The 14,746-nt window shown below is 56.9% G+C and carries 10 protein-coding genes; all 10 read right to left on the bottom strand.

The annotated features are described in order from the left end of the window. Positions 1-48: 48 nt before the first annotated feature. Positions 49-1,467 carry a hypothetical protein gene (locus tag VBE63_RS15390; protein WP_323683913.1) on the bottom strand — a complete coding sequence of 473 codons (1,419 nt, stop codon included), beginning with the start codon at positions 1,465-1,467 and terminating at the stop codon, positions 49-51. Positions 1,468-1,519: 52 nt separating this feature from the next. After that, positions 1,520-2,023 carry a hypothetical protein gene (locus tag VBE63_RS15385; RefSeq protein WP_323683912.1) on the bottom strand — a complete coding sequence of 168 codons (504 nt, stop codon included), beginning with the start codon at positions 2,021-2,023 and terminating at the stop codon, positions 1,520-1,522. Further along, on the bottom strand, positions 2,023-2,997 hold the full coding sequence (locus VBE63_RS15380) for a hypothetical protein (RefSeq protein WP_323683911.1): 975 nt from the start codon (positions 2,995-2,997) through the stop codon (positions 2,023-2,025). Before VBE63_RS15380 ends, VBE63_RS15385 begins: the two co-directional genes overlap by 1 nt. Positions 2,998-3,005: 8 nt before the next feature. Further along, a complete protein-coding gene (locus tag VBE63_RS15375; protein WP_323683910.1) occupies positions 3,006-11,966 on the bottom strand; it encodes a DUF4214 domain-containing protein in 8,961 nt (2,986 codons plus the stop codon). 3 nt (positions 11,967-11,969) lie between these two features. Beyond that, on the bottom strand, positions 11,970-12,458 hold the full coding sequence (locus VBE63_RS15370; protein WP_323683909.1) for a hypothetical protein: 489 nt from the start codon (positions 12,456-12,458) through the stop codon (positions 11,970-11,972). A 26-nt stretch (positions 12,459-12,484) separates the two neighbouring features. After that, positions 12,485-12,940, bottom strand: a complete 456-nt coding sequence (locus tag VBE63_RS15365) for a hypothetical protein (RefSeq protein ID WP_323683908.1) — start codon at positions 12,938-12,940, stop codon at positions 12,485-12,487. A 66-nt stretch (positions 12,941-13,006) separates the two neighbouring features. Next, positions 13,007-13,507 carry a hypothetical protein gene (locus VBE63_RS15360; protein ID WP_323683907.1) on the bottom strand — a complete coding sequence of 167 codons (501 nt, stop codon included), beginning with the start codon at positions 13,505-13,507 and terminating at the stop codon, positions 13,007-13,009. Positions 13,508-13,519: 12 nt separating this feature from the next. Next, positions 13,520-13,960, bottom strand: coding sequence for a lysozyme (locus tag VBE63_RS15355; protein ID WP_323683906.1), 441 nt, complete (start codon positions 13,958-13,960; stop codon positions 13,520-13,522). A gap of 205 nt (positions 13,961-14,165) precedes the next feature. After that, positions 14,166-14,528 carry a hypothetical protein gene (locus tag VBE63_RS15350; RefSeq protein ID WP_323683905.1) on the bottom strand — a complete coding sequence of 121 codons (363 nt, stop codon included), beginning with the start codon at positions 14,526-14,528 and terminating at the stop codon, positions 14,166-14,168. A gap of 26 nt (positions 14,529-14,554) precedes the next feature. Then, positions 14,555-14,746, bottom strand: a complete 192-nt coding sequence (locus VBE63_RS15345; protein WP_323683904.1) for a hypothetical protein — start codon at positions 14,744-14,746, stop codon at positions 14,555-14,557.

Raw genomic sequence — 14,746 nt, 5'->3', positions numbered from 1 at the left:
CCTTGAGCTCCATGGGGGGCGGGGGGCGCTATCGCGCCACCAACACGGTTACTGTCCAAAGGCGGGGACGGCAGCACGAAAGCTGCTGCCCGCGGTGACGCTGGAGCGAGGGCTGCTCCAGTACCGAGCGAACACGCCGGCACTGGCGGTGCTGTACCAATTGCCGCCACCGAGCGGGAACACGTTTGCGCGATTATAGCGGTAACAGCCGTCGACTCCAAAGAGGTTGGTACCGCCAGCGCTGATGCCGTCAGTATCTTGCGGGATACCGCTATTGGTTCTGAGCCATCCGTCTCCTGAGAGCGCTTCATCAAAGACCTGATTGCTGCCATTTCCGAAGCGTTGCCAGTTTTCTTCATCGGCCCAGGGGAGGAGGGCTGTTTTCGCATCATAGAGGGTCGCCAAGTGGGTAGCATCGCCCCAGGCGTTGTTGGCGTCGCCGGTCACCCCGCCTTGGGTCCAGCCGGCAAGCAGGTTAGCCAGAGCGACAGATTCTTTGAGGGCGTAGACATCACCATTCAGGCGTTGGGTGCTGTCGGTGGCGCTGGTGCCAGGCGCGGTGATGCCGAGCAAGACCTCCCACATGCTGCCGTTGAGGTCGGCGATACCGGAGGGTTGGCCGTTGTGGGTGGTCTTGGAGAATGGGGCGCCGGAGCCGGTGAGCGGCTTGGCGGCGTTGCCGGTGTCGCCGGCGGTCACGTAGATGACCTCCGCATCATTGGTGTCGCCCAGGCTGTTGTCGTTGCAGCCTTTGGGAAAGTTGGTGGTGTTGCTGGCGTCGTACCAGGCGCAGTGGGCGGCGCTGGTGGCGGCTTGGCCGTGGGCGAGGCTGAGCAGGGCTAAGGCGCTGCGCTGGAAGATGGAGGTGGCGTGGCTGAAGCCGGGGACGACGGTGCGCGCGAGGGTGACGGCATCGGCGAGGATGCCGGTGCAGTCGGTCATGTCGCTGCTGCGGGTGTAGTTGGCGTCGGTGGTGAGGCTGATGGGTGAGCGGTTGGGCAGGCTGAGGACGGTGTTACCGTCGCGGCTGGCGAAGTATTTGAAATAGAAGAAGCCGTCAAGCTCGCGGCCGCCGTCGATGAATGCGCGCGGCATGGCGTAGCCGGCGGCGTTGGCGGAGGCTTTGTTGACGAAGCGGTCGGTGCCGGCGATGTCGATGCTGTTGAGGCCGTAGGTGGCGTAGGTTGGGTTTTGGGTGCTGGCGTAGCGGTAGTAAAACTTGGGTACGAAGACGAAGACGCTGCCGTTGTTGGCTTGGTAGTTGCCGTAAGTGTCTGACTCCATGTCTTCGGCGCTGTTGAGTGGGTAGAGGCCAAAGCGGGCGCTGTTGGGGTAGGCGCCGACGCCGAAGCCTAGGGTTCCCGGAGTGCCGATAAGGCCGATCTCTGGGGCGGTGTTGATGCCGTTGGGAAAGCGGACCGGGGCGCCGTCGACGCTTTCGATTCTGTTGACGCGGGCGATGCTCATAGGGGTGCTCTTGCGGTGTTAGTTGTTGAGAGGCGGCGTTGGGCGCGATGGACTAGGCGATGGTCCAGGTGCTGCCGGGGGTGACGGTGACGATGGCGTCGTCGGTGATTTCGATGGGGCCTGCGCTGAGGCCGTTGTAGCCGGCAGGCAGCGTGAAATCGGCGGTGATAGCGTTGGGGTTGACGCGAATTGGCGTATCTGGGTTCGTCGCTTGGGCGAGGCTGGCGTAGCCTTGGGCTGCGGTTTCTGCGGCTTCTGCACCTGCTTGGGCCACTTGTGCGGCGGCACGGGCACTGGTAGCGGCTTGAGCGTCGACCTGGGCGCTGGCTGCGTAGTCTTCCGCTTGGTTCTTCGCCAGCGTGGAAATATTCGCAGACGCTACCGCTTCTACCCCGACCGCATTGACCTGATCACCCCAAGTCGGGTACTGATTTCCGGCGGTTACGAGCCAGCTCGCCCAAGACGTTGCGGCAGCATCAAGCTGGGCTTGGGTTTGCGTAGCCGGGTTTGGAACTACCCCTGTGTAGGGGGTCAGAGGTTGCGTGATTTCAGCCATTAGCTATTGCCTTCGATTTTCAGGTTGATTGGGGTCTTGTTGTACTTCAAACCGCCAGAGATTGAGGAGAGTTTGCCGTACACACGCAGAGCGTCTTTAACGCCAGAGGATGAGATTTCGTCGCCGTTGTTGAAATCGAAGAGCGCAAGCTGATTGATGCGGCTTTCAAAGATTTGGAAAACGCGATCATAATCTTGCGTATTGACCCACAATGTTCCGCTGATCTCGCGTGTGTTTTGTCTTGGCACCAACACCTTATCTCCCCAGTCATTGGCTTCAAACGTACTGTAATCCCGCAGGGTTGGTTCTACACCCCATTCCGTGTCACCGAGCCAGAACCCCGTTCCAATGATCAGCTGCGCGCATTCGGCGGAAATGTCCGGGGCGCCGTAGAGCGTCACCGTGATCGTTGGTTCGTTAGGTGGGGCGGGAACGGTCGGGATGAAAAATCCGGCGCTCGATCGGTAAGCGCGGTCAACGGATTTGATGTCAAATAGCCAGGAGTAAAAGCCAACGGCTGAATAACTGATGAGCAGGTCAGATTCAAAGGTGTCTGTTCTCGGGGAGCCATCGTGCGTATAGCTGACGTCGACTTCGACTTTGGTGACGTTGCGTAATCCGTACAGGTAGACGAACTTCGGCCTACCCTTCGGGACGACTTCGGTAACAATATTGCCTGTCGAATGAGTAGCGATGGTGCGCGAGTTATTTTTACCATCGAACATCTTATGTGCGTTCGATGCACCAACCCTCACCCATTCAGACGGTGTGGCTGGCGGATAGCTGGTTACACTGTCCGCAACCGCTTGATAGATTTCAAACGGAAAGATCTGCGTTGTGCCGTTAGACTCAGTTTTAACAACAACCTGATCGCCAGTGTTCACTGCATCCATGGTGGTCGCCCATTCCGTCGTGGGGTCGAGCGAGTCATCGACGTTCGTGCTGTTTAGCGTGAGCGTTTGCTCAATAACCATGTGACCCATTACGCATCCTCCCTAATCTTAGGCTGGCCGATGACTTCTCGCTTCTCTTCGATCTCGCGCAGCTCTTTCAATTCACGATGCGAGGCGTTGTGCTGCTTGCGCTGTTCCATGCGCAGCTCGTGAAGCTCGGCTTGCAGCTCTTCAAGAGCAGCCAGTAGCTCAGGGTCAGACCCGGCTTCAGATTGAATGAGATTGATTGGCGGTGCGGCCTGAATATCAGGCTGAGGCTGAAGTGCCCGCATCAGGTCTTCGTTACTCATGATCCGGGACGGGCCGGTGACTTCCAGCTCTGGGCCGCGCTCGCCGACGAGACGCAGACCGCCAGGGTGGATGCCGCCTTCGGCGTAGTTGTGTCGAACGTATCGCTCAAGTCCTTCCACACCAATAAGGCGAAATTCGCCTTTATCATCTCTATGGATGCCTGCTTCTTGAACTGCGTCTACTATCTCTTGGGCGGCAATGTTTGTACCACCAAAAGTAGTGTAGTCTTCCTTTTGCCCCCACTTTCTCAAAGCAAGGGTAGCCATTTGATACCAGCTGGAAAAATTATCTGGATTTGGGTATTGCTCATACTGGTCAACCACACTTCCGAGCCACTGCTCATAGCGGTCGATTCCGCTTTTGTCATTGATATGGTTGTTGGGGTGGCTGCCGCTCCAGATATTCCATAGGTTAGTGGCAAGCTCATTATCCGAATCTAAAATTCTTGCAAGGTGCGATTGATCGGCTTCACGCGCTTCTGCAGCCAGCACCTGCCTGGTACCCGCGTCTATTGCGTTTTTTGCCGTTCCTCCATATTTAGAAAGCGCTGCGATATAATCGAGGTCTAGACCAACTGGAGGTGTTTCTTCTTCAACAGCAAGACCATCCAAGGCACTGTTAATCGCCCCCAAAAGTGAAACCAAGTTTGTATCCATGGTCTTTACAGCGCCAACTAGATTGGTATCCAAACCCACAATAACGGACTCGACAGCGCCAATCGCACTTTCAACACCGGTCAATGCTGCGGAAAGGTCAACGGTGTTGGTACTGATTTCCTTCATCACCTCCAGTTGTCCATTGTTATTTGAATCTAATACATCAAACCACTCTCTGAGCATAGCATCATCAGTAACCCCAAGGTCGTTGAAGTAATCCTTAAACTCGGCGAAACTGAGTGTAAAGTTAGAATTTTCGTCAAACGCCCCAATATTGGCAGCAATAAACTCACGCAGCATGTCAAGATCAGCAAAGAGGTTCGCGTAGAAGTCATTAGATCCAATAACTTCAGAGAGGCGGCTAAAATAGTCATCCTCAAACAGGAACTTAAGCTGCCCTTCAGCCAAATTAGAGCCGCCGAGAACAGCGAGGAAGTCACGTTTCCAACCATCCACGCCATCAAGGCCGGTTATTTCCGCCTGAATTTCTGCCGTGATGATTCCATCGTTGACCAAACCTTCGAGAAGGTGATCCATCGATGCTGTGCTCAAATCAATACCCAAACTGGCTTGCATGTCAGCGAGCATGCCGCTCCAGTTCTCTAGAGCAGAGCGATTTGGGTTCAATATCTGACCAAAGTTGTCCAGAATGCCTTGAAGCTCACGACGATACTCAGACGCTTCTTCAGTCTTCCAGATCCCATCAAGCTCGCCCTGATCCAATGCTCCAATCGCCTCCCTAACATCTGATTTAGTTATCATGTCACGAAAGTTCGGGCCATAATGAAGCATGCGGTCAATTCTACGCTTAGCTTCGCCAACAGCATTGATGGCCGTTTCAAAGATATCCTCGGATTCTTTAGGCAGACCAGACACACCAAACTCGAGTCCAATCTCCCTGATTAGGCCATCCTGGCTCTTTAAGAGATTCTGCAGTTCGGTCGCGCTCAGAGCGCCATCTTCCATTGAGGCGCTAAGTTGAGCGTCAACCGCAATTGCGCCATTGATCAAATCTCTAAACTCATCAGAATCAATGCCATGATCTTCTAGTGACGTGCTTAATACACCAAGCAGAGAAATCGTTCTTGAACTGTTATTTGCAAATGAGATCAAATCGGCCAAACCCGCCTCGGTGAAGTTTTCAGCATTAGTTGTGCTGGTCTCCAGGTACATCTTGATGCCCTGTTTCAGATTCAGCTGCTGGTCCTTCAAGAGGTTGTGAAGGCCTGTGTCAATGTTCTCAGTCTCCCAAAGGAATTTCATGTTCTTCGTGATTGTGCCGTTTGCATCCAGCAACCCTTTGAGACCAGAGAGCGAAATCGTATTCGCATCGCTGTTGTCAACAACTGACGCGGCTAGTTGTAGAGCCTCAGGGCTACCTGCCGCTAGCAATGTTTGGTACTGGGCCATCGAAATGCCACCGCTGTTGTCAACAACTGACGCGGCTAGTTCTAGAGCCTCAGGGCTACCTGCCGCTAGCAGATCCCTATACCCAGCAAGTGTCAACTCTGAGCCACTATCTGACAAAGCACTGGCTGTAAGGCTGAGCATGCCTGGATCGCCCTCTGCCAGTAGCGTTCTATACTGTGAAAGAGTTAACTCTGTGCCGCCTCCAGAAAGCACTTTTGCGGCGAGGTCAAGCAACTGTGGGCTGGTAGCTGCGAGCAGATCTCTGTACCCATCAAGTGTCAACTCTGAGCCACTATCAGCTAAGGCCTGAGCTGTGAGCATTAGCATCTCTGGATCACCCTCTGCCAAAAGGGCTCGGTACTGCTGAAGGCTTATCTCAGAACCATTCTCTGACAAAACCTTGGCCGCCAGATCCAAAACTTCAGGATTGCTTTGATGGATTAAATTCTCAAAATCTGCTACACCCATCTCTGTGTTAACCGCATCCTGCAGATCCATCAGCATCTCCATCGTGATGGAGCTTTCGAGCATCCGCTTAAACTGGTCACCGTCCAACAAGCCATCGCTATGCATTTCGGTGGCCAGCCTGATGTTAAGGATCTCAGTCGCAGCAGCCTCAGCAGCCAAATTCTTGACGAACTGATCCGATGTCTGAGACATCGTCAAAGTGATTTCCCTAGTAATATCTTGTAAACGGCCCAGCGCCAGAGCTTCCAAATCATCAGGGATATCAGCGTCCATCACGAAATTGATGGCAGCCTCTGCATCGGCAATGGTCAGCAGCGCATTAACGTCAATGGAGTCAAGAGCGCCTGATAATTCCCGAGTCTGGTTGTCGATGGCAGATATAAGAAGGTCATTAGGCGAAAGTTTCTCAGGCAACTCACTCAGCTCTTTAAGGACATTGTTGGCGCCCAATAAGTAATCTACCCGAGTGGCCGAAGTCTTTTTGATTGAGTCGATATAAGACGAAGCTGTGCCTAGTATGTCATCGAGCGCATCTCGATCCCCATCCCTGGCCCTAGTCAAGAGCTTTTGGTAATCAAACTCTTTCTCTTCCGGGGTCTCTGATACCTCCCTGCGCAAATCCTCAACACTCTTGGCGAAGTTCTCTAGATAACTACTAGCCTCGGCGAGATTGTTAGAAATTTCTTTTGCAGACTCTGCGGCATCCTGCATCCTCCACATCATCTCCTTATATGGCCTCAGGGCTGCATCTGTCTCGTTGAGTTCGAGCTGTCTTTCTGCTTCTAACGCCGCCTCGGCATCAATCAGCGAAAGCACTGAGATGCGCATCGACTGAAACTCATCACTAAGCCCTTTAGCCTCCTGAGCGGCCTTTTGCAGGTCTTCAATACGCCAAATCAACTCCTGCAGCTCACGATTGGCGGGGGCAATCGCCTCAAGCTCACGCTCTCGAAGCGTCGCGGTGTCTCCGATCAGACTGTAGTATTGGTTTGAAAGACTAATCGCCTCATCATAGATGGCCTGTGCATCCTCAAGCTCCCATAGCAGTCTTTGATACTCACGATTAGCCTCGTCAATGGACTCAAGTTCAATTTCTCGAAGCGCCTCGGTGTCTTCAACGAGCTGGTAGTAATTACTCAGCAGGCCTTTTGCCTCGTTAAGCCTATCTTTTAGATCCTCGGCGTTCCAAATCATCTCTTGGATATGCCTCAAACCCGGATCAATATCCTGCAACTTCAAGGCTCTGTAGGCTTTGATGTCATCGCCGATCGCGTTGACGGCATCCCTAAACGAGCGTAGCTGGTCGTTTGTCTTCTGCAGGTCTTCTGCGAACCAAACCTCATGCTGGAGAAGTCTAAGCTCCGCAGGCAACTGTTCGAGCGCGTTTTTGCGCTGAAGATTGACCGCAGCCTGCTCTTTGCCTTGAGCACTCAGCAAATCAATCTCAAGTTCGCGCCTCTTTTCAAAGTTACGATCAGAGATGCGGTCGAGGTCTTTGCCACCAGCGCCCTCAACCATCGCTTGAAGAAGGTCATCCCAAGTCTCAAACACGCCCGCCGCCCACTGCTTAGCCCAGTAAGCGCGACCGGTAGCATCACCATAGCGGCCAAAGAGCTGATTGAACGCCTGGTCAATCAGGTAATTGAGATCATCGCCCTGGGCACCTCGCAGGATTCCCTCTTTCAACTCTTCTTGGTCTGTCAGCCCCTTTGCGAGCCAATAGCCGATACCAGCAGCATCTGCTGTGCGGCCCAATGTGGATTGGTAGGCGCTGAGGATGTCGGAGAAGCTAAGCTTCTCAGCGAGTTCGTTAGCTAGTAGATCTAGGTCATTAGCGCCCAGCATGAGCGCGTTTTCAAACTGCTCGATTGATGTGATTGCCCCAGACTGAATCTGTTGAATCCAGTAATCCAAACCTTCGGAATCCGCTAAGCGGCCAAACAGCTTTTCATAAGCAATATCAACGGTGTTTTTGAGGTCTTCTGCGCTTGCGTTGATAAGCATTGCGGCTTCAGCCTGACCCTGGCTTTGATATCCTTCGCCAGTATGCCACTGCAAACCAGCGGCATCCGCGCTACGACCAAAGAGTGACTGATAGAGACCGGCGATGTCAGGAGCTTTAAGCGCGTTTGCAGCGTCTTGAAGCTCCCAAAGATTCGCTGTGGCTTCAGCCAAAGCGGGGTTGACGGCATATAGCGCGTCGTACTCGTTTTGGCGCTGAAGGGCAACAGCTTCGATCTCGTCGCCAGTGAGATTCAGTGAATCAATTTCAACATTGCGCATCGCGCTTTGCCGGTTTTCCAGCTCAGTGTAATATGCCCGATAAGCTGGCAAATTGTCAGCCATGGCTGCCATCTGATCATCCGTTAACTCCGCTGAACGCATTAAATCGGCGAAGCCATCTGCAGTTTCCGGCAACAACAGGCCGACGCGCAAAAGCGGCATAACGGCCTCATTGGCTAAATGAGTAAACGTCTTAGGATCAAATGATTCTATTGCCTCATCCCATTGAGCGGCGTCTTGCAGTGCCCAAATTTCTTCCTGTAACGAAACCAGAGCGTCTGAAGTTTCACGCAACGCATCAAGTTCCATCTCTCGCTCTAAAGCGAGCGCGGCAGCCGCATCTCCCTGGAGACGCATCAGTTCAATCTCTTTGCTGGCGATGGCGTCGGCGACCCGCTCCGCCTCTTGCTGCGCACGCTCTGATTCCTGCTGGGCCTGTTGCGCCTGTTGCTGCATTTCTTGCTGGGCCTGTTGCGCCTGTTGCTGCATTTCTTGCTGGGCGCGTTCCTGGGCCTGCGTCATTGCGTCAAACGCGGGCACAAAACGCATCAGACTGGCGTAGGTGTTTGCGCCTGCTTCGGTTGAGACGTCAAGCGACTCGACCAGGGCGCGGAATTGAGCGTTGGTCTGCGGAACGGCATGTCCGGCGGCGCCCATGGAGTCAGTCAATGTTTCCGAAAGTTGCTCATAGAGCATTGCGGCCTGTTCGCCCTCACTATAGAAGGCGCTGTAGAAGTGTCCGACATTTGCGGCGAGACCTTCCATAGTGCCGCCGAGATTCATCCAGGCATTGGCAACCCGGATTGCGCCGTTGTAGGCAACATCAGCACTTGTTCCGGTGGCACGCAGTTGGTTGGCGAGGTTGGCAAGCGCAAGATCGACCTGCTGCCATTGCCCGAGGAATGCTTCAACGTCTCCGTTGGTTTCGGCGCGGATACGCTGAAGCAAGTGCGCGTATTCCGCCCCAACGGTGTCGGTTTGCTTTTCAAGCGCGATGTCGAGCATTTCGCTCATCGTGCTATTGATGTTGTTCTTGACATCTTTCTCGAACTGCTCGGGATCGAAAACATTAAGCGCACCGAAAGAAAGATCAATGCTCTCGATTTCTTCTGCGGTTAGGCCGAGTTGGTTGGCGAATTGGTTTAACCCCTCGTTGATCTGGTCGAACTGCTTGACCACATCACGAACCGCTTGCTGTTCCATGCCTTTAACGGCGGCGATGCCGAACTGACCGTCGTTCACCGACATGAGCATTCCGGGTTCTTCTTGTTTTCCGCCAAACAGCGAGCCAAGGAATCCGCCACCAACTCCGCCGAGCAAGCCGCCGATGATGGCGCCGACGGGGCCTAGCGCCATGCCAAGCCCGGCGGCGATGCCTGGGCCTATGGCGGAGCCAACAGCGGAGCCCACACTTGATGCGATGCCGACATACTCGCCATCAAACAGCATCGAGCCGAGCAATGATCCACCGAAGCCACCGGCGCCAAAGGCCCAGTTTGGTAGGCCGCCGGCAGCGCCGCCCATGGTTGAGAAGAAGCCTTCTCCAAACCCTTTGCCGAAGACATCGCCGGCTAGATTGCCAATGCTTGAGAAGGTGCTGGTGATGCCTTGGCCGATGCTGTTGCCAGTGAAGAGTTGGCCGATGCTGCCGAGTCCGCCTATGCCACCAAGGCCGCCTTGACCAGTAACGGCTTGTTGCGCTTCGCCTGCGAGTGATGCACCACTCATGCCGGTCATGGTCGTCATGATCGGGATGACGATCTTGTTCTGCATCACGGCGGCGGCGAGCTGGGCAAGGCTGCGCTTGAAGATGTCAGCAAGGTCGCTGAAGAAGTCTTTGGCGCTCTTGAGGCTGCCGTTGAACAGGTCCTCGAAGGCGTCGGCGAGATGGGTTTGAATGTCGCTGCCGATCTCTTCCAGGGCGCCGGTCCAGAGGGTGGCGAAGGTGTTGATCTTCGGCCCTGCGGCGTCGAGCTGAGCGGCGAGCCCTTGCGCCTCGGGGATGGCGGCGCGGTAGTTGGCGGCGACTTGCAGGAGGGCGTCTGAGAGGGCGGTGTTGCCTTTGGCGGCGGCTTCGATGGCGCGCAGTTCGGCTTGGCGGGCTTGTCCGGTAAGTTCAAGCTCGACGCGGTAGGCGCGCTGTTCGGCTTGGGTCATCCGCGAGAGGGCGATCTCTTCTCGCAGGCCATCGAGGTAGTCCTCAATGTTGGCAGCGCCGTTACGCAGGGCGGTGGCAGCGCTGAGTTGGGCGCGGGCGTAGGCGGCGGCTTGGCGCTGGGCGTCGCGCTGGGCGGCGGTGAGGCCAGCGGTGGCGGCCTTGGCCTTTTTGTTACCGGACTCTAAGAGTTCAAGGTGAACATGGGGGCTGTTGTCGTAGAGCAGGACCTTGAGTCCGTATTGCTCGGCCATTTCCTTGGTCAGGCGTTTGGTGCCTTCGGTCACATAGTCGATGGCTTTACCGTGTTCGTGCAGGCTGGTGCCGGGTTTGGCGGCGAGGGGGCCGCCGTTGAGGTAGTTTTGATAGAGCTGCCATTGCTTGTTGTAGTCGCGCATGCCGCTGGTGATGCGGCCGGTGAGGCCTTCTTGTTCCACCATCTGCTGGAAGCGTTCGCGCAAGGTGGCGTTAATGCGCTTGTCGGCGACGAGGTTCCAGTTTTTGGTGAGGTCTTCCGCGCTGCGAGCAAGTGCTGTGGCTTCGACGGTGACGGTGGGGAGAGTGGCGCTGAGGTCGTCGATATAGCCAACAAAGGGGTTGAGCACTTCGTTTTGTCGGATGAACTGCTCGGCGAGTTCTGCGCCTGCGGTGGCAAGTTCGCGCTGTTGGGCGCCCATCCCCGAGAGGGCGTCGATGGCGCGGCCGGCCATGCCCACCGGGCTCCACCGAAGCCATGCGTTGGAGATGCCATCGAGGGCGTTTGTGACGGCGTTGAGCCCGGGGATTTTTTCAATCAGGTTGCCGGCGGCGACGGCGAGATCGCCGACCTTGTTGGCGAGGATGCTGACGCCGCTGGCGGCATCACCCCAACGCTGGATTTCGTCGCCGATCACGCCGTCTTTGATGCTGGCCGTGAGTCCTTCGACGGCGCGGGTGACGAGGTTGGTTGCGTCGGTCATGAAGTCGAGCAGGCCGGTGCTGTCGGCGATCTCGAGCTTCAGTTCTTGCATACGCTGTCCAAGCGTATCGACGGCGCCGGCGTAGCCTTCGGCTTCTTTGCGGGCGACGCCGCCATACTGACGCGCGAGCTCGTCGAGGATCATCGCTTGCGCTTCGGCTTGCCGGTTCGTTTCGGCAAGGGTCTTGATGATCTCTTTTTGCGCTTCGGTGAAGCTGACGCCTGAGCGCGTCATCGCGTTGAGGCCCTTGACGGGATCTTCGAGCGCCTTGCCGAGCTGGGTCATGGCGCTGTTGAGGTTTCCGCCGGTGACGGTGGCGAGGTCGGCAGCAAGCTCAGTGGCGCGGGTGAAGGTGTCTCCGCTGACCGAGCGGAAGGTGAGTAGGATCTGCTGCGCTTGTTCGACGCCTTCCACGCTTTGCAGGGTGGCAAGCGCCAGGGCGCTGGCGTTGTCTTTGAGCTGCTGAGCGGTGAGGCCGGCGGTGTGGCCGGTGGCTTTGAGGATGGCCTCGGTGCGCAGCATGTTGCGCTGGGCTTGGTCGGCTTCGCGGGCGATGTCGCTGAGGGCACCGCCGATCTTGGCGATGGCGACGGCGGCTGCGGCGGCTCCAAGGCCTTTGACAGCGGCGCTCATGCCGGCCATGGCGCGCGAGGATTGCTCCGCACTGGGCCGCACGCGGCGCAGTTGGCGCTCGACGCGCTCGATCTCTCCGGCAGCGGCGCGGCCGTCTGCGGCGATGCGGATGGAGAGGTCGAGCTGTCTAGCCATCGGTTAGGTCCTCGAGGTGGGCTGCCGCTGGCTGAGTCGCGCCATGCGGTCGAAGGCGGCTTTGATGGCGGCCTGTTTGCGTTGGTGATGCTCGGCCAGCTGCTCGAGCCAGGGTGATTTGGCGTCGTGCTCGCTCATGCGGTGGCTGGCGCTGGCGTAGACGCCGCTGAGGCGGCGCAGGAGGCGGAACTCCTCGGGCGTGAGGCGTTGGTCGGTGCGGCTGGCCCAGGCGTCGAGTTCTTGCCACGTGAGCGCAGTCGCTCCGCCCATGCCGCCGGGGAGGACGGGGCCGGCTTCAAACAGCATGCTGATGTAGGTCTGGCAGAGGTCAGCCGGGTCGAGCGGTGGCATGTCGAGATCAATGATGTCGTCACCGTGGGCGGCCTCGAGTTGCTGTTTGCGGGTACGGGTGTCGGTGTGTTCGGCGCTGTTGGCGCCTTTGTTGAACGCGGCTTTGCTGTGCTTGGGCGGTGCTTTGGGCACCGCTTGCAAATAGCAGTGATGCTCAATCCACAGCGTTAGGCAATCATCGACTCCCCCATGAAGTTCACCTCGCTGAACACGGCTACAGAGACTTGGCGCTTCAGGTCAACGCCCATTGGGGTCTTGAGCTTGTAGAGCATCTTGGCGTTGGCAGGGGTGCACGGCAGCTTGTTGCCGTCAAACTGCAGGTTCCAGTCTTTGGTTGCGGTCACCAAGATCTCGATCTCGCGGGCGTCTTCGCGCTCGGGCGTCAGGTCTTTGCTCTTACGTTGCAATCGGCGGTTTTCTTCGCGGAAGCGGGCCTTGAGGGCTTCGATCTCGTCGGACTCGGAGCCCAAGAGGTCGATCCACATCTCGGAGCCGTCTTTGCAGTACATGGTCTCGCCGGTGCGTGGATGCAGCACGGGCATCCGGTAGGTGTCGAGCCAGGTCAGACTGCCGAGGTCGTCGTACTGCTCGGTGGTGTCGGTGTCGGTCTTCTTGTCGCTCATGATCAGGTCTCAGGGTCAGTGGAAAAAAGCCCCGTGCACGGGGCTGCTGGATGTCAGCGAAGGGGATTAGCTGCCGTTTACGGCGGCGGCGGTGGCCCAGGAGTCGGATTGGCCGGCAATCGTCGGGTTGACCATGACGACGCCTTCGACGGAGCCAGGACTCACAGGCAGGCCGGTGACCATGCCGATGAAGCAATAGCGGGTGGGGGCTGCGCCAACGCCAGGCGCGCCCATGTCGCTTAGCTCGATCTTGAAGGCGATGTTGGCGCCGGTGCGCTCGTTGGCTTCGAGGATGGCAAGGCCGGCGTCTCCGGTCTTGGCGATCGAGATGCTGAGATCACCCATATCCTCCGTGGTGAGGTATTTGCAGACTTTGCCGGTGCCAAGCGGGGTGTAGGTGCCGACGCTGGCGTTGGGCCCCATCTCGGGCACGGATTCGACCATGCCGACTTCGGTCCAGCTCAGGGTGTCGTAGGTGGCGATGAGGTAGTCGGCCGGGAGAGAGGCGGAAACGTAGACTTTTGTGCCTTTGGAGGCGATGAGATCGTTGCAGGTGGCTAATGGCATGAGGGTGTCCTCTTAGGCGGATAGAAACAGGTCACGCTCGGCGGCGCGACGGCGAACAAGGCCGCGCAGGACACGGCCTCCGGCTTGGTTCCAGCGTGGCAGTTCATCGGCCGCGCCGGGGTAATCCAGGGCGTTGAGCTTCTTTAGTAACGTGGAGCGCTTGAGTGCTCCGCAGCCGACGTTGAAGGCGAAGCTGACCAGGGCGTCGAAGTGAGATTGCTCAAGCGGGGCCTTGACGGATTCGGACACGCAGCGCTCGAATTGCTCGAGGTCTTGACGCAGCAGTGATTCGGCTTCGGCTTCGCTGATCTGCTGCCCCATACGTGCGGTCTTGGTGTGGCCGTAGCCCACAGTGACGATGCCAACGGGATCGCGATACGCCTGGAGTTCTAAGCCCTCGAAGCGCTTAATGAGATCAATGCCTGTCTGGCTGATGCGCGTTGGCTCAATCATGGCTTGATTTGGCTGTTGAGGTCGTTCGGTTGGTCCCACATCAGGTGCTGGCTCCAGCGGCTGAGGCGCGGTCCATAGGTGCCATAATCGGGCGAGTAATCTGAACATGGGCAGTGAACGGGTGGCAGATTGCTATTGAGCCGACAAATCGCAGCGCCAGTGCTTTGGGTAAGGCTGTAATGCACGCAGGGGGGCGAGGCGGCGCTCATCGGGCACCCCAGACGGAGCCGTGGCGGCTGAATTTGATGATGGGTTCTTTCCGTCGGCCGGTGGAGCGGCTCCAGGAAACGACGACGTTGATGACTTGGCCGACGCTGATGAGGTAGACGACCAGGAGGTAATCGAAGATCAGCCAAACAATGCTGGCATCTTCGCCGATGGCATCGTGGTTATTGCGGATAATCCAGTCGACTTGCATGGCTGAGAAGACGAGCGAGAGCAGTATGGCAAAGCTGCAGGCGCCGACCACGGTGGTTTTAAGCGAGGTTTCCATGTCGTGGCGGCGAATCGCTTTAATAACGACATAGAGGTACAGGCCAATTGAGATGCTGTGTAAAAAGATCGTCATGAGATACGCCGCTGTTAAAAGATTGTTCACGCGGACACCTTTTCAAATATGAGCGTGGCAATCATGGTGAGCGCGGAGCCGCCGACGACGACGGCAACCCAGCGGGCGCTGCGAACGACGATGGTGTTGTCGCGCACTTCGCGCTCGAGTAGCCGCAGGCGTTGCTCATGGTCTTGCAGCCGCTCTTGAACCGTCTGACGAAAGTAGTCTTCGGTCAT

Origin of the sequence: Lamprobacter sp. (assembly GCF_034860625.1) — a bacterium.
Classification (GTDB): Bacteria; Pseudomonadota; Gammaproteobacteria; order Chromatiales; family Chromatiaceae; genus Lamprobacter.
Note: the sequence above shows the minus strand (reverse complement) of the source record. Positions and strands in the feature narration are given on the sequence as shown.